The sequence below is a fragment of the Pseudoalteromonas sp. JB197 genome (assembly GCF_002332205.1).
Taxonomy (GTDB): Bacteria; Pseudomonadota; Gammaproteobacteria; order Enterobacterales; family Alteromonadaceae; genus Pseudoalteromonas; species Pseudoalteromonas nigrifaciens.
Genome location: NZ_NRGZ01000001.1, coordinates 14866 through 31457 on the forward strand (window position 1 = coordinate 14866; position 16592 = coordinate 31457).

Genomic DNA, 16592 nt, shown 5'->3' on the forward strand with positions numbered 1-16592 from the left:
TTAATGATTAAACGTAAACTAACATTATGGATAAAAAAGTGGCTGTGCAACAATGTGGTTTATTACAGCGATAAGCCCTACAGCTTGGTATTAAATAGCCAACAGCAGTTTACTTTAGCACCCGCTAGTAGTAACGCTACTAAAGGCACTAAATTAATACAAATTATTGCTCGTAAGCATTATACCGAGCAAAGCCAAAGCTACCCAATAGGCAATAAAAAAGAGCTAATAAAATTAATAAAAATTAATAGTCAAACAGCTAATAATGCGCCAAATACCAGCAGTGCTTATGTAATAAATGCCCTTGGGCAAGAGCAAAGTAAAGTAACCCATTGGCAATTTACTAACACGCTACCGCAAGCGTGGTTTAAGCTGCCCGAAAGCTTATTAGTTGGCCACACATTAGCGCCAGAGCAAGTTGTTAATAGTACAGCTTACACTGCCATGTTTATTACCCAGCACCAACAAAGTGTGTGCTCGGCATTAACCACGCCATTAATTAATAGCCCAGAGCGTTTTGCCGCCATGTTTGGTGTGCCATGCAACCAAGTAATAAATATTACAGAGCCTGCTCATTATGCGCAAACGCTTATAAAGGGCTTGCAATTGCAACCTAAACAGCAGCTAAGTGCATTTTTTACTTTGCCACAAGGCTTAGTTAGTAAAACGCAACTTAAAAAAACAGCGCTAATATTGTCGGTAATTTGCATAGCTTATGCAGCGCTAACCAGTGGTTACTTAATTTATAAAACACACAACTTACAAAGTGCGTTAGCACAAAATAAAACAGCCGTTAACCAAGCACTAACCACCCTAGAGCAATACCAGCAATCGGCGGCTAAACTACAAAGCTTGCAAAGCTTTACGCAAAACCAACAAATAGCCAGCCCATTATTTTTTACCTTGTATGAGTTGTTTAATAGCGCAGAGCTAAGCAATATACGCCTAGAAGATAACCGCTACGTGCTACGCGGCACCGCCGATAAAGCCACCGACGCGCTGCAAATTATTTTAAATAACCCACGGGTACATAATGCCAAATTTGACTACCCCTCGCGCAAAGAGCGCCGTGGCGAGAGCTTTGTAATAAGCTTTACCCTAAATACCACACAAGACAAAACCATGCCCAGCCCAGCTAACTTAACTAGCGAGGCCCAGTAACTATGTTTAATTTAACACAAGCTAAACACAAGCTGGCGCTTGGCCTGTTAGCAACCCTGCTGCTATTAAAGCTTTTGTTGCTACCGCTATTCGATTGGCAAAACGAGCAGTTAAGTAATATAACTAACTTGCAAAAACGTGCCAGTAAATCGCAAAGTGTAATAACCAACCAAGGCCAAATAAGCCAAAGTCAGCAGCGTATAACCGCGCAGCTTAATGCTATTAACAGCTTATTTATTGACTATAAAAACGACGCCGAATTTAAACTAGCCATGCAGCAGCAAATAGAGCAAAGCTTAGCCAGTAATCAACTGCAAATAAATAACACTAGTTGGTTGCCCAGTATTTTAGTGGCCAACGAGCAGTTAATGCGCCATCAGCTGCGGTTAAATATAAAAGGCACTTTGCTTAACTTTAAAAACTTTATTACCTTACTCGAAAGCACGCCACCGCAAGCAGAGCTTAAAACCCTTAATATAAATATTAAAGGGCAAAACAGCGAGCAGTTAGGGCGAGTTGATGGCACCATAGAATTAGCATTTTATATGCTGCCACAAAAAAGCACCCCGCAGGAGGCGCAATGAACAAGCTAATGCTTGCAACTATTGCTGTAGTGGTATTGCTACTAATAAGCGACTTTACCAGCCGCTTTATACCCAATGAGCAGCAAACAACCAACAACTTTAATAACAATGCTAATAATGCACAGCCATTGCCTTTGCTTTCAAGCGCAGCGCAGCAGCAACTAACGCAGTTATACAGTAAGTACATTGAGCCTACAACAGCGCCCGAACCCGAACAAGGGTTAAGCGCCGCCGCGCAAGCCGCGCAACAAGGCGAGCTACTTAGCTTATTTGCCGGCGATTTAGAATTAAAGTTAAAAGCAGTAATATTTGCCGCTGAGCCTTATGTGCTTATAGAGCAAAAAAATATAAATACGCAGCAAACAACCTTGGTTAAATACTTAAGCGAGCAAAGCGTACAAGGTTACACACTTACTATAGTGTCAAACACCCAGGTTGCGCTTAGTAAAGCCCAGCAGCATATTACTTTGGTAATGTACCAACGTGGTTAAATGCACTACTACACAATTGCACGGAAACTCTATGAAACACAGTAAAGTACTTATTTTTGGATTACTTGCAAGTGGCGTACTTGCGGGTTGTAAAAGCACTAATGGCGGGTTAAATGCTGCGCCATCGTATTTAAAAAAAGACGCGCAAGTAAGCGTAGCAAGTAGTAATGTTGAACAAACCCCAGCAACTAATGCCAAGGCAGCCCCAGCGCAAGGTATTACCTACCTTACACCACTTGCCAGCAACCAAAGTAGCCAAACAGAGCAAACAGATTTAGCCAGTAAATTTAGCAGTACCCAAACCGTAAAGCTAACCGCCGACAGCCTACTGGTAAAAGACTACCTGCATTACGTATTTGGCGAGCTACTTAACGTAAATTACATTTTAGGCGAGCAACTAAATAGCTCAAAAGATCAAATAACCCTAAACCTGCAAGACCAGCTAAGTAAACGTAAACTATTTACCCTAAGCGAGCAAATGCTACAAGAGCGCAATATACTTATTCGCTACCAAGACGGTATTTATTATATTCATAAAACAGAAGACGGCGTGTCGTCTAATTTAGTGTACGGTTATGGTGCAAGCGCAGACGATGTACCTAATACTTCAAACGAAATAGTGCAACTTGCACCGTTTAAGTCGGGTATGCAAACCCCTTTGGCTAACACTATTAGGCAGTTAACTAACGTAAACGCTACTCCGTTGTTTGATCAACAAGCCATAATGTTTAAAGGCAAGCGCGGCGATATAATAAAAGCGCTAGAGTTTATGCAGTTAGTAGATCAGCCGGCATTTAGAAACCGCTCAATTGGGTTGTATAAGTCGAGTTTTATACCAGTTGACGAGCTAAGCAAACAACTGCAAGATTTAATGAAACAAGAGGGCATATCGGTAAGTATAAATGCCTCAAGCGAACAAGCTGTATCTATAGTGCCGATTGAGCGCACCAACACCTTAGTGTTTTTTACTAACGATAAACGTTTTATAAAACGAGTTGCTTACTGGGCTAAACAGCTAGACCAGCCGGCCGATGGTAACCAGCAGCAGTACTTTGTATTTAACCCAGAGTTTGCCAGAGCATCGGATTTAGGCGAAAGCCTACAAATGCTTTTAGGCGGAGGAGCACAGCAAAGCTTAAGCAGTAATACCTCAGCAGCAAGCCAAAACCAGCAGGTTAAAAGTGGTGCTACTAATACTAAAAATAATCAGCCAAGTATTTCGGTAAATGCCGATGGCATGAAAATGGTGGTTGATTCGCGCTCTAACTCACTCATATTTTATACCACGGGCGATGCCTATCGTAACTTACTGCCAATGGTAAAACGCCTAGACATAATGCCCAAGCAAATAGTGCTGGAGATGATGATAGCCGAAGTCACCCTAACCGATGAATTTAAACAAGGGGTTGAATTTGCCTTAACCAATAAAGGGGCCAGTGCCCAAGGCGGCTTTAACCTAGAGAACAACGACACAGGCTTAAGTTATGTACTAAGCGGCACCAATGGCAGCTTAGAGTTTAATTTATTGCAAAAAAACACCTATGTTAATGTGCTTTCGCGCCCAAGCCTGGCGGTACGCGATGGTGTTGAGGCCAGTATTACCGTGGGTAATCGTATACCTATAGTGGGCGATATAATAACCGACCCCGTTAATGGCTCGCGCACCTCGGTAGAGTACCTAGAAACCGGCATAGACCTGCAAGTAACCCCTACGGTAAACGCCCAAGGCGTGGTGCTAATGCAAATTACCCAATCTATAAGTAACCAAGCAAGCAGTAGTGGCGCAGAGGGTAACCCGATTATTTTTGAGCGCTCACTTAAAACCGAAGTCATAGCCGGTAATGGGCAAACCATTATGCTGGGTGGGCTTATTAGCGAAAACAGCACCTTGAGTGACCGCCGCGTGCCGTTTTTTTCAAGCTTACCTTTAATAGGCCGCCTGTTTGATGGTACCGATAACAACACCAATAAAACCGAGCTAGTGGTATTAATGACCCCGCGCATTGTAGACTCTACCGCTGAATGGGAAAGTGTATACAGCCAATTTAAGCAAGGCTTAAGCGAGCTAAAGCTAGTTGACGATACCGATGCTGCTAACAAAAGATAAACACCCGTGTTAATAAATGGTTGTGTTTAGCTGTGTGTTTGTAAATATTTATAAGTGTTTGTGCGACTTAAGCGCGTTTAGTTGTTACTTGGCTGCTGCTTAGTTGGTGGTTTTAAATTGCGTGCTTACTTAATAAAGTAATCCTAAAGTTTTAATTTCATAAAAAGTATTGGTTTTTATTTTTAGCTAAGGTGCTGTAATAAAATTAAAAAATAAAAACCGCCGTAAAATATTAACCAAAACTGAATATTTGCGCATTAAAAGTATTGTAAGCAAATACCAAAAGCGGTAGCATTACCGCATTGGTTTTAAACAGGTTAATTGCTTGACAATAAACTAACAATGTTTAGACTAACTCTTGGTTCGATTAGTAGTCACTTAGGTGACGGCCTATGGTGCATGATCAGCCAATAAACAATAAAAGGGAACAATGACCGTTCCTGTTTCATGAAACTCGGAGAAAAAAATGTTAAAAAAATCATTAATCGCGATCGCACTAGCTAGTGTATCTACAGTTGCTACAGCTGGTTCTATTACTCTACCTACTGCAGCTGTAAAATATTCAGTTGAAGGTTATGCATTAGCTTCAGCTGCCGACAAAAAAATTGCCTCAGATGTAACTATCACAGCTGGCGTAGGCTACGTTGCTAACGACGTTGTAGTATTAACTCTATCTAATGGTACTTTTGATACTGATGCTGCTATAACTGTAGCTACTGCTGACGTATCTTTCTTAGATTATCAAACTCCTACAACTATTCGTTTGCGTTTAGGTACCGATATTCCTGATACTGGCACTATTGAGCTTACCGGTGTTAAATATACTGCAACAAGTGCAGCAGATGAAGATGAAGTGAAAATTAGTTCTTACGTTATATCTTCAAACCCTACTATCGGCACTTATGATAAAGGCGATGAAGTTGCAGTAGCAGCTTTTGAGCAACAGTATGTTGCAGGTGAGGTAACTAAGTTAAGTGGTGAAGTTTCTACAGGTAAAGGTCGTCAAGAATTTACTGGTACGGACAACCTTAAAGATAGCCTAAGTGTTGTAGTTACTCCTAGCGCTACAACACCACTTGAACTTGCTATCGATGACACTGCTTCTACTACTGAAATTACTTACGTACTTTCTGGTAGTGACTTAAGCTTTGCAGCTGACTACGATTTAAAAGTAAATGGTGGTAATGAAGATGGTAAATTAAGTAGTGATGAGCTTAAGAAAGCATTTGCATTAACTAAACCGGCAAGTGGAACACTTTCAATCAATGAAGGTTACACAGAGTTAACAATCAAAGAAGCTACAACTGCTGCTACAGAAGGCCTTGCATTAGATGTTAATGTTATTGGTAACGCTAAGGGCGGTTCTGAACTTACTGCACCACAAAGCTTCACGGTAACAGCTAAAGTTAAGGCTGCTGAAGGTGAGTTCACAGTTAAAGGACTTGACGCTGCACCTGCTGGTGCTTGGTCTCTAGATGGTTCATCTGGTGATGTTAAGTTCCTACCATTTGGTAAGCAATATGCACAAGGTGTTGCAGTAACTAACTCTGGTACTGTTGTTGGTGAAGTTACAGCTGAAATCTGGTTTAAAGGTGAAAAGTTCACTGGTGTTGTTGGTGAAGCCGCTGCTAACACTGTAACTGATATTTCTCAAGCAGTTAGAAAGCTAGCTTCTACGAATGCTGTTGATGGTGATGCACGTGTTCGCATTACTGTAAACGCACCAAACTGTAGCGTTAACGCTCTTTACTACCATAAAGCAGATGGTGATCGTCTTACAGTTCCAGTAATTAATAACTAATAATTTAAATAATTAGTTTAAAAGCGAGCTTAGGCTCGCTTTTTTTATGCTGACAATTAATGCCTAACAGTTTAATGTTTAATGCTAAATTTTTAATTCACAATTCACCTATCTAATGTTTAATTTTAAATGCTAAATTTTTAATTAATGTTTCAAAATTCAAAATTCAAAATTCAAAATTCAAAATTCAAAATTCAAAATTCAAAATTCACAACCCCGCCGTTGTTTGCTACACTGCTGCATCTTTTGCTTTGTGGGGTTGCTAGGCTAAATATCCCGCTACCAAAGCGCTTTACAACTAAAAGCAGTAAAATTGTATTTTATATTTGCTTTATATGCGCGTTTATTTTGTAGGATTTATATGGACAGTAATTTAAAAAATAACCCTCAGCACTCAACAGTAAACCAAAGTGTGAATGATGAAATTGACCTACACGAGTTGTTTTTAGTTATGTGGCATAACAAGCGCATAATTACGGCAATAACCACACTATTTGCTGTGGTTGCGGTTGTGTATGCTCTTAATCAGGCTGATATTTATAAGTCGGAGGCATTATTAGCCCCCGCAGAGCAAGAAAAGGCTGGAGGGTTAGGTGCTTTAGCTGGCCAGTTTGGTGGTTTGGCAAGTTTAGCCGGTGTTAATTTGGGGGCGGGGGGCAGTGTTGATAAAAATCAGCTTGCGCTTGAAGTACTTAACTCACGCAAGTTTGCCAGTGACTTTATGCAAAAGCATGCTGTTTTACCTGATTTAATGGCGGCAAAAACATGGCAGCGTGAAACCAATACAATAATTTACGATGACGAAATTTATTTAACAAGCGAAAATAAATGGGTACGTGAAGTAGAGCCGCCTTTTAAACCAGAACCTTCGATGCAAGAGGCGTATAAAAAATTTAAAGAAATAGTAACAACCAATGTTGATAAAGAAAGTGGCATGGTTACGCTTTCTGTTGAACATGTATCGCCATATGTAGCACAGCAGTGGGTTGATTGGTTAATAGCCGATATAAACCAAACAATGAAAGAGCTTGATGTTATTGAAGCAAATAAAAGCACTGAATTTTTAACTCAACAAATAGAGCAAACTAAAATAGCCGATATTCGTGTTGTACTATATAGCTTAATAGAAGAGCAAACTAAAACAATTATGTTTGCTAATGTACGTAGCGAATATGCTTTTAAAACGATTGATCCGGCATTGGTTGCTGAAGAAAAGTTTAAACCTAAACGTGCATTAATTGCCGTGTTGGGTACTTTGCTTGGAGGCATTTTAAGTGTAATGCTGGTATTGGTACGCAACTTTATAAAAAAAGCCGACTAAAGCTATTGTAAGCAGCTTAACGTGCAGGCTAACGTACAAGTGCAGTTTTATACTTTATAAGTATGCCCTATATTTTATTTAAAAGTTTAAAGGTTAAAAATGAAAATACTCGTTACTGGTGGTGCTGGGTTTATTGGCTCGGCCGTATGCCGTTTTATTATAGAAAACACCAATGATTACGTTATTAATATTGATAAGCTTACTTATGCAGGCAACTTAGAGTCTTTAACGCGTATTGACAGTAACGAGCGTTATAGTTTTGAGCGTGTTGATATTTGTAATCGTTTAGAGCTTGACCGTGTTTTTAAGCAATATAAACCAGATGCCGTTATGCATTTAGCCGCCGAATCTCACGTAGACCGCTCTATAGACGGCCCAGGCGATTTTATTACCACCAATATAGTAGGTACGTATAACTTACTTGAAGCGGCTCGCGAGTATTGGCACACACTAAATGATACAGCCAAAGCCAGGTTTAGGTTTCATCATATTTCTACTGATGAGGTGTATGGTGATTTGCCTCACCCAAGTGACAATGTTGAATGCTCAATGGTGAATGATGAATTAAACATTCAAAATTCAACATCAAACATTAAAAATTTACCTTTATTTACTGAGCAAACCGCTTACGCACCTAGTAGCCCTTATTCTGCAAGTAAAGCAAGCTCTGATCATTTAGTGAGAGCATGGCATAGAACGTATGGTTTACCTGTAGTTATTACTAACTGTTCTAATAATTATGGGCCATTTCATTTCCCAGAAAAGTTAATTCCGCTAGTAATACTTAATGCACTTGAAGGTAAGCCTTTACCTATTTACGGTAAAGGGGACCAAATTCGCGACTGGCTATATGTTGAAGACCACGCGCGTGCTTTGTATGCAGTATTAACCCAAGGTAAAGTTAGCGAAACTTATAATATTGGCGGTCATAACGAAAAAACCAATCTTGAAGTGGTCACCACTATTTGTGAAATACTCGATGAGTTAGTACCGAGTGAAGCGAGAGGTGTGAAGTGTAAAGATGGAGCGCCCCTAACAACTTACTCTTCTCTTATTACGTATGTAGATGATCGTCCTGGACACGATAGGCGCTATGCTATCGATGCATCAAAAATGAGTAGAGAGCTCAACTGGAATCCCATTGAAACCTTTGAAACCGGGCTGCGTAAGACCGTTCAGTGGTATTTAGATAATCAGGCGTGGTGTGAAAATGTACAGAGTGGTAACTATCAGCGAGAGCGTTTAGGGGTAGAGCGGGAGTTTTGAATTTTTAATTGTGAATTTTGAATTTTTAATTAAAAGGAAAAGGAAAAGGGATTTTTTATGGCTAAGCAAAATGTGGTGTTAGATAAAAGTTTTTTATTTTCTGTGCGTATTGTTAAGCTTTATAAATATTTAGTGAAAGAGCACAAGGAGTATGTGTTATCTAAGCAGTTACTGCGCAGCGGGACATCTATAGGCGCTAATGTAAACGAAGCGCAGGCAGCGCAAAGTAAAGCCGATTTTATTGCTAAAATGAGTATTGCGAGTAAAGAGGCGCGAGAAACCCAGTATTGGATTAACTTGTTAATTAAAACTGATTATTTAGATAGCAAAGAGTTATATGTGCAAAGCTTGTTAGAGGAAAGCAATGAATTAGCTAAACTTGTAACAAGTATAGTAAAAACAACACAAGGGTGTTGAAATGTTTAATTTTGAATTAAAAATTCAACATTTAAAATTCAACATTAATTAATCGCATTAAAAATTAAAAGCCAATAATCTATGAATAATTCAAAATTAAGCACTAAAAATTCATCATTACGCAGTACCAAGGGAATTATTTTAGCCGGTGGGTCTGGTACGCGCTTATACCCCATTACTATGGGGGTTTCTAAGCAGCTACTTCCTATTTACGATAAACCTATGATTTATTACCCGCTGTCGGTTTTAATGCTGGCAGGCATTCGTGAAGTGCTTGTAATTACGACTCCTGAAGATGGTGATAGTTTTAAGCGTTTGTTAGGTGACGGCTCTCAATTTGGCATATTACTTAGTTATATATCGCAACCTAGCCCCGATGGTTTAGCGCAAGCTTTTATATTAGGTGAGGAATTTATAGGCGATGATGATGTATGTTTAGTGCTTGGCGATAATATTTTTTATGGGCAAGGGTTTTCACCTAAACTTAAACACGCGGTTGAAAATGCAAAAAATGGCCAAGGCGCTACAATATTTGGTTATCAGGTTAAAGATCCAGAACGCTTTGGTGTTGTTGAATTTGATGAAAATCGCAAAGTGATTTCAATTGAAGAAAAGCCGGAAAAGCCTAAGTCGCACTATGCGGTAACGGGGCTATATTTTTACGATAACTGTGTAGTTGAACTGGCTAAACAAGTTAAACCCTCGCATAGAGGGGAACTTGAAATAACCTGCCTTAATGAACTCTACCTTGAGAAAAATCAACTGAATGTGGAAATGCTAGGCCGTGGTTTTGCGTGGTTAGATACTGGAACGCATGAAAGCTTACTTGAAGCCGCCCAGTTTGTAGAAACCATAGAAAAACGCCAAGGTTATAAAGTGGCGTGCCTAGAAGAAATTGCTTTTAATAATGGCTGGTTAACAAAAGCGCAAGTAACAGAGCTGGCGAAACCATTTTTAAAAAATGGTTATGGTAAGTACCTTATGGAAGTAATAAAAGACTAATTATGGCTATTGCATTAAATAAACCACTTTCACCTGATTTAAATAAGTTAAGCAGTTATTTGCAGCAGGTAAACGAAAGTGGCTGGTATACAAACTTTGGCCCATTGCATCAACAGTTAACCAAGCGCTTAGAGGCATATTTAGGTGTGGAAAATTTATTGTTAGTGTCCAATGGTACGCTTGCTATTCAGATTGCTTGTAAAGTGTTGAAAATAAATTCAGCTATTACGACTCCTTTTAGCTTTGTGGCTACGAGTAGCTCGTTGCTGTGGCAAGGAATTGATATTGCATTTAGTGATATAGACCCTCAAAGTTATAATTTATGCCCTGATGCATTAAATACCGCGCTTGAGCAAGACAGTAGCTACGATGGTATTGTGGCTACGCATGTTTACGGTAATCCGTGTGATGTTGATGCTATTTTTCAGGTTGCAAATAAACATAATAAAAAAGTAGTTTACGATGCAGCTCACGCTTTTGGTGTGAATGTAGGCGAGCAATCTGTGTTGAACTTTGGTGATGCAAGCACGTTAAGTTTTCATGCGACAAAGGTATTTCATACAGTTGAAGGTGGCGCTATTGTTTTTAAGCATAAAACCGATTTTGAAAAAGCAAAACAACTTATTAATTTTGGTATACAAGCCGATGGTACATTAGGTGAGCCAGGAATAAATGCTAAGTTAAATGAATACCAATGTGCTGTAGGTTTAACGCTGCTTGACGACATAGAAAAAGTAATAGCCCACCGTGCTGCATTGTTTAATTTATATTGTGATGAGTTAAAGGCTGTAGTAGAGCTTCCTGTTTGGCTTTTTAAAGCAAGTATAAATGGTGCTTATATGCCTATTTATATTGAAGATGAACACCTACAGCAAAAAGTGATAGATGCTTTAATTGAAAATAACATTCAGAGCAGACGATACTTTACGCCTTCGCTTGATTTGGCATACAGTGGCCAAAAAAGTTTTGGCTGTGAAATTAGCCGTAAGATTTCGGGCGGGGTAATTTGTTTACCACTGCACGCATACATGACGTTAGATGATGTTTTAGTTGTCACTCACTTAGTTAAAAACACCATAAAGAGATAGTTTGATGGCTATTTTATCTGCACAACAGTTAAAAAATATTGGCTTTAAGTCAGTAGGGGAAAATGTTCGTATATCAGATAAGGCTAGTATATATGGCGCTGCAAATATTTCTATAGGCAGTAATGTTAGAATAGATGACTTTGTGGTGCTGTCGGCCGGTGATGCAGGTATTGAAATTGGTAATTATATTCACATAGCTGTTTTTAGTTTATTAATAGGTGCAGGTAAAATAACGTTAAGTGACTTTTGTAATGTTTCATCTAGGGTGTCTATATATAGCTCTAGTGATGACTACAGTGGCGAGTTTATGACTAACCCTATGGTGCCACAAGAGCTAACAAGCGTAGTTAAAGCCCCTGTGTTTTTATTTGAGCATGTAATTGTGGGGTCGGGCAGTGTTATTTTGCCGGGTGTAACCTTAGCTGAGGGTGTTGCTGTGGGAAGTTTGTCATTGGTATCTAAAAGCTTTTCTAGCTTTGAAATTATTGCAGGTGTTCCTGCAAAAAAAATTAAAGACAGAAAAAAAAACATATTGCAGCTAGCAAAAAAACTTCTTATTGATAATAAGTAGGTATTTAGGCAGCAGGGTGCTTTGCGTTTTATGGCACTAAAAATAAATTAAATTGTATTTTATAGCTAGGAAGTATGAAAAATATATTGCATTTATCGGCAGATGAAAAGTTTATAGATATGGGGATAAGTGCCTTTGAAATGGTATATCCAGCTAGTAATACGTTACTTGTAGTACAAAACCATGCTCATATTAAGCACGTTAATTTTAAAAATAAAAAAATAATAAGTAAAAAAAAATTAGCAAGTGATTCTAAAAAAGATACCTTTTGGTTGGGTGTTGATGCGGTTGTATTGCATTCTATTTTTGCGTACACAGTAAATATACCTAAAAATATTAGAGTAATTTGGCTGGGGTTTGGTTACGACTACTACGACTTTATTTTTAAAAATGAATTTGAATTGTTTAGCCAAAAAAGCCTGCAGTTAATGAGTAATAAGCAGTTAATGCAAGGCGAGGGCTTTATAGTAAAGCTTAAAAACGCTATTAAGCTTTTAATTTTTTTTAAATACAGACAAAAAAAACAAAAAATAAAAATAATGGAAAGAGTTGATATATTTTGCCCTGTATTAACGAGTGAGTACCAAGCTATTAAATGGCCTGGAAAAAACACCCCTAAGCTTATGGATTGGAATTACGGAACCATGGAGGATAATTGGGCTAAGGAAAATGCGAATGTATTAAGTGGTAAAAATATTTTACTTGGTAATAGTGCAACCCTTACGTGTAATCATCTTGATGGTATAGATTTGCTATGCAAAGCTAAAAATATAGGCTCTAAATTAATTATTCCGTTAAGTTATGGAAATAAAAAGTATGGTGAGTTAGTAAAAAAATACGCGCATCAGCATTTTAGTGGTGAGGTTTTAGCGCTGGATGGTTTTATGCCTTTTGATGAATATATGCAACTTATCTCATCGTGTTCATTTGTTATTATGCCTCATAAGCGTCAGCAAGGGGTGGGGAATATTATTGCACTTTTGAATTTGGGTGCTAAAGTTTTTTTAGATAAACGAAACCTGCTTTATACCTTTTTGAAAGAAAAAGGCTTTTTTGTATTTTGTTTAGAGGATATAGTCTCGCCAGATTTTTTAACTGAATTGACACAAGAGCAAATTGAAAAAAATAAAATATATTTATATGAAATTTGGGGCAGAGATTCTATTTTAAATAAAACAAAAATGCTTATTGAGTGCCCGCTGTAATAAGACCTACTTAAGTTATAAATGAAAATGAAATATTAAAAGGTAGGCAGTTATGACCCCTAAAAAAATTGCGGCGTTTGCTTTAGGCCCGCTAGCAGGCGCACTACTTAGCTTTATTACTCTGCCTATAATTACATGGCTTTTTTCGCAGCAAGATATTGGTCGTTTAGCTATGCTTAACGTGGTTATAAGCTTTAGTACTTTGCTTTTTAGTTTAGGGCTTGATCAAGCTTATGTGCGCGAATTTCATGAGACTAAGAATAAACCAGGCTTATTTAAAACAGTTATTTTACCTGGATTATTGTTGCTGCTACTTACCTTAAGTGCGCTACTTAGTGCGAATAATGTGATATCTATTTGGCTTTTTGATATAGACAGTCAGTTTTTAAGTTTACTGGTTGCTTTGGTTATATTAGCAAGTTTTATTTCTCGTTTTTTATCGCTTATTTTACGTATGAACGAAAAGGGAATTGCTTTTTCGATGAGTCAAGTGTTGCCCAAATTATTGCTTATTTTAATTATTGGCAGTTATGTCGTTTTGTCGGTAAATAATACGATTACAAATTTATTGTTAGCGAATGTAGCTGCTATTTTATTTGTTTGTATTATATACACTTTTAATACGCGTAAAGAGTGGCTTAGCGCTATTTCAGAAAAAGTTGATTATGCTTATTTGAAAAAGCTACTAAGCTTTGGCGCGCCACTTATTTTTGGTGGGCTGGCTTTTTGGGGGCTCACCGCTACCGATAAAATTTTATTAAAAGAGTTATCTGACTTTGAACAACTAGGTTTGTATTCGGTAGCCGTTAGCTTTGCTGCTTCAGCGACTATTTTTCAAAGTGTTTTTTCTACCGTATGGGCTCCAACCGTTTATAAGTGGGCTGCTCAAGGTGAACACTTTGATAAAATTATTAAAGTTAATCGGTTTGTTTTACTTGCGGTTATTATTTTATTTAGCTTATCAGGGCTGTTCTCTTGGCTGATTACTTTTATTCTTCCAAGTTCTTATGACTCAGTGCAGTGGATTTTAATATCGTGTTTAGGGTATCCATTGTTATATACACTTTCGGAAACAACGGTAGTGGGAATTGGGGTTACTCGTCGCTCGGGCTTTGCTATGTTAGCTGCGTGCATTGCATTTATAATTAACTTACTTGGTAATGGCTGGTTAATTCCTATTTATGGCGCTGCCGGGGCTGCTGTAAGTACGTGCGTTGCTTTTTGGGTGTTTTTTATAATGAGGACGGAGTTTGCTATTTATGTGTGGCAGCCAATTCCTCGTAGAACAATGTATGTTTACTCAACGGTGTTAGTGCTTGGTGCTGTTGCAAACAGTTTGTATGCTCAAGAGTTTAGCGCTCAATTTATACTTTTTTGGGTTGTAATATTGTTAAGTACTTTATTGTTTTTTAGAAATGAATTTGCACAAATTAAAAATTATATTTTGCGTAAAACTGTTTAGGTTTGCAATCGAGCATACATTTAATAAAGCGTATACTTTATAGCGGTTAAGTTTATTGAACCGAGTTCTTTAATGCGGGATAATAGCGCGATTACTCAAATTTGCTGCGCTGCACAATGAGCAACGAATTTGTACGCCAAGGAATTAATTTATGAAAATAGGTAAAAGTTAGATGTTGGCAGAAATAAGATCATTATGGATAGGTGGGGCTTTATCTAGATTAGAAAGAGTGTGTTTGACCTCTTTTTTACGCGCAGGGCATAAGGTGTATTTATATACTTATGACGAAGTGCTAAATATACCGCAAGGTGTTGAGGTGCTAGATGCTAATTTAATTTTACCTAAAGAAAAAGTATTCACTTATGGCTCTGTAACTGGTAAAGGCAAAGGAAGTTACGCTGGGTTTGCTAATCACTTTCGTTATGAAATGCTATTTAAATGCAGCAATACATATTGGGTAGATATGGATGTAATTTGTTTATCACCCTTTTATATTGAGAACGAACTCGATTATGGCTTTGAGAATGAAAGCTATATTAACAATGCTGTTATTGGCACAAAAAAAGCCGGTAATGCACTGTTTAGTAATTTAAGTAATTATTGTAATAACCCGTTTGTATTTACTCGCTGGGATACGTTTAAATTTTTAATCAGAAAGCTTATTGGCAGAACGTGGGGGCGGTCGGATTTTTCTTATTTGCCTTGGGGTATTACTGGCCCTAAAGCACTCACTGGCTTTGTGAAAAAAGATGAGCTATTAGAATTCGCAGCTCCGGTGCAGCGCTATTACCCGGTGTCGTCTACACAATGGAAGCAAATATTTTTCCCTTGTGAACAAGGTGTGGATCTTAGTGGTGCTAAAGCATTGCACTTATGGAACGAGCAATTACGTAGAGATGGATTAGATAAAAACACCGTATTTGATAAAAACTCTTTGTATGAAAAATTGATTTTAGAGTTAGAGCTTGATAAGTAATGAATTTTTTTAAATGATTTACCTTATTCTCACGGCTGTAGTTGCTCTGTGTTCGTACTTATCTGTATCTAAGCGTGATTATAGCTTTATTGGCTACTTAGTTGTTATTACGCTTGCGCTATTTGCTGGATTAAGACATGAGGTAGGAGCTAAACCTGATTGGGAAGTATACCTTCAAGTTTTTAATGATGCTCCAGAGCATATGTCTAACTTGTTTTATTATTTTGCGCAAAACAGCCGCTTAGAAAAAGGTTATTTACTTTATAACTTTATTGTTCATGCGATTTTTGATGATTTTAATTTCTTCCTTGTTTTTACTGCCTTATTAACTATAGGTATTACTTATAAAAGCGCTTCTATTTATACCCCGATGACTATCCTTTCTTTGTTGTTGTATATGAGGTATGGGTATTTTCAGTTTAATATGATTTTTTTAAGGCAAGGTATTGCCGTCGCTATATTTTTATATTCTATCCAGTATATACAATCCAGAAATGCAATTTATTACTATTTACTAAATGCTCTCGCTATTACATTTCATGTGAGTTTAATTATAGTGCTACCTTTGTATTTTTTTGTACATAAGCGATTTAGTGCAAGAGTTTTTTTATTAATATTAGGTACAGCCGTATTCTTGCAAAGTATAAATATAATTAAAATTATTGCAGATATGTTGCCTAGCTCTAATGTGATTTTTTTCGCTTTTAAATCATATGTAGCATCTGGAGAAGCAAAACCATTCTCGTTTTCATTCATTGAAAAACCGTTAATGTTTTTTATTTTGTTATATTTATATGAAAGATTAGCCAAGCGTTTTGAATATTACCATGTGTTTTTTAATCTAAGCTTTATTGGTCTTATATTTAGTATTTTACTTTTACAGTTTGAAGATTTAAGCGATAGGTTTGTGATTATATTTAATATATCAAATATTGTACTGCTTACTTATTTAATGCGGATGTTTAAAGGTATAGGTAAGCCTATATATTTATTGGTTTTATCGTTAATTGTAATGTTTTTTGTTTTTACAATGACAAACACAGAACAATACACCCCTTATAATATATTAGGTAAGTTTTATTTTTAGCTATATGAGTAAGTGTTAAGGATAGATTTTGGCCTACGCTGGTTTTACATAGG

The 16592-nt window shown here is 37.5% G+C and carries 15 protein-coding genes; all 15 read left to right on the top strand.

The window, feature by feature from the left end; translation table 11 throughout:
* Positions 1 to 3 precede the first annotated feature (3 nt).
* The 15 genes from CIK86_RS00075 (at position 4) to CIK86_RS00145 (ending at position 16539) form a co-directional block, all read left to right on the top strand.
* Positions 4 to 1161 carry a hypothetical protein gene (locus CIK86_RS00075; protein ID WP_086997594.1) on the top strand — a complete coding sequence of 386 codons (1158 nt, stop codon included), beginning with the start codon at positions 4 to 6 and terminating at the stop codon, positions 1159 to 1161.
* A gap of 2 nt (positions 1162 to 1163) precedes the next feature.
* Positions 1164 to 1745, top strand: a complete 582-nt coding sequence (locus CIK86_RS00080) for a hypothetical protein (protein ID WP_086997597.1) — start codon at positions 1164 to 1166, stop codon at positions 1743 to 1745.
* A complete protein-coding gene (locus CIK86_RS00085; protein WP_086997600.1) occupies positions 1742 to 2236 on the top strand; it encodes a hypothetical protein in 495 nt (164 codons plus the stop codon). Before CIK86_RS00080 ends, CIK86_RS00085 begins: the two co-directional genes overlap by 4 nt.
* 31 nt (positions 2237 to 2267) lie before the next feature.
* The gene (locus CIK86_RS00090) at positions 2268 to 4343 is read left to right on the top strand and encodes a secretin N-terminal domain-containing protein (protein WP_086997604.1); all 2076 of its coding nucleotides are present in this window, start codon (positions 2268 to 2270) and stop codon (positions 4341 to 4343) included.
* A 466-nt stretch (positions 4344 to 4809) separates the two neighbouring features.
* Positions 4810 to 6144 carry a hypothetical protein gene (locus CIK86_RS00095; protein ID WP_086997608.1) on the top strand — a complete coding sequence of 445 codons (1335 nt, stop codon included), beginning with the start codon at positions 4810 to 4812 and terminating at the stop codon, positions 6142 to 6144.
* A 361-nt stretch (positions 6145 to 6505) separates the two neighbouring features.
* Positions 6506 to 7465, top strand: coding sequence for a Wzz/FepE/Etk N-terminal domain-containing protein (locus tag CIK86_RS00100; RefSeq protein ID WP_086997611.1), 960 nt, complete (start codon positions 6506 to 6508; stop codon positions 7463 to 7465).
* Positions 7466 to 7564: 99 nt separating this feature from the next.
* Entirely contained in the window at positions 7565 to 8731 is a 1167-nt protein-coding gene (locus CIK86_RS00105) for a dTDP-glucose 4,6-dehydratase (RefSeq protein ID WP_086997614.1), read from the top strand.
* A 57-nt stretch (positions 8732 to 8788) separates the two neighbouring features.
* The gene (locus CIK86_RS00110; RefSeq protein ID WP_086997617.1) at positions 8789 to 9148 is read left to right on the top strand and encodes a four helix bundle protein; all 360 of its coding nucleotides are present in this window, start codon (positions 8789 to 8791) and stop codon (positions 9146 to 9148) included.
* A gap of 81 nt (positions 9149 to 9229) precedes the next feature.
* Positions 9230 to 10150 (top strand): glucose-1-phosphate thymidylyltransferase RfbA, encoded by a 921-nt coding sequence (rfbA, locus tag CIK86_RS00115; protein WP_086997620.1) that lies wholly within the window; start codon positions 9230 to 9232, stop codon positions 10148 to 10150.
* A gap of 2 nt (positions 10151 to 10152) precedes the next feature.
* Positions 10153 to 11238 (top strand): DegT/DnrJ/EryC1/StrS family aminotransferase, encoded by a 1086-nt coding sequence (locus tag CIK86_RS00120; protein WP_086997623.1) that lies wholly within the window; start codon positions 10153 to 10155, stop codon positions 11236 to 11238.
* Between the two features lie 4 nt (positions 11239 to 11242).
* Positions 11243 to 11809: a galactoside O-acetyltransferase gene (locus CIK86_RS00125; RefSeq protein ID WP_086997626.1), complete on the top strand. Its 567-nt coding sequence runs from the start codon at positions 11243 to 11245 to the stop codon at positions 11807 to 11809.
* A 74-nt stretch (positions 11810 to 11883) separates the two neighbouring features.
* A complete protein-coding gene (locus CIK86_RS00130; RefSeq protein ID WP_086997629.1) occupies positions 11884 to 13014 on the top strand; it encodes a TDP-N-acetylfucosamine:lipid II N-acetylfucosaminyltransferase in 1131 nt (376 codons plus the stop codon).
* A 52-nt stretch (positions 13015 to 13066) separates the two neighbouring features.
* On the top strand, positions 13067 to 14476 hold the full coding sequence (locus tag CIK86_RS00135; RefSeq protein ID WP_086997632.1) for an oligosaccharide flippase family protein: 1410 nt from the start codon (positions 13067 to 13069) through the stop codon (positions 14474 to 14476).
* Positions 14477 to 14711: 235 nt separating this feature from the next.
* Positions 14712 to 15452, top strand: a complete 741-nt coding sequence (locus CIK86_RS00140; protein ID WP_179300457.1) for a hypothetical protein — start codon at positions 14712 to 14714, stop codon at positions 15450 to 15452.
* 13 nt (positions 15453 to 15465) lie between these two features.
* Complete coding sequence (locus tag CIK86_RS00145; RefSeq protein ID WP_086997638.1) at positions 15466 to 16539, top strand: EpsG family protein; 1074 nt, start codon at positions 15466 to 15468, stop codon at positions 16537 to 16539.
* Positions 16540 to 16592 lie beyond the last annotated feature (53 nt).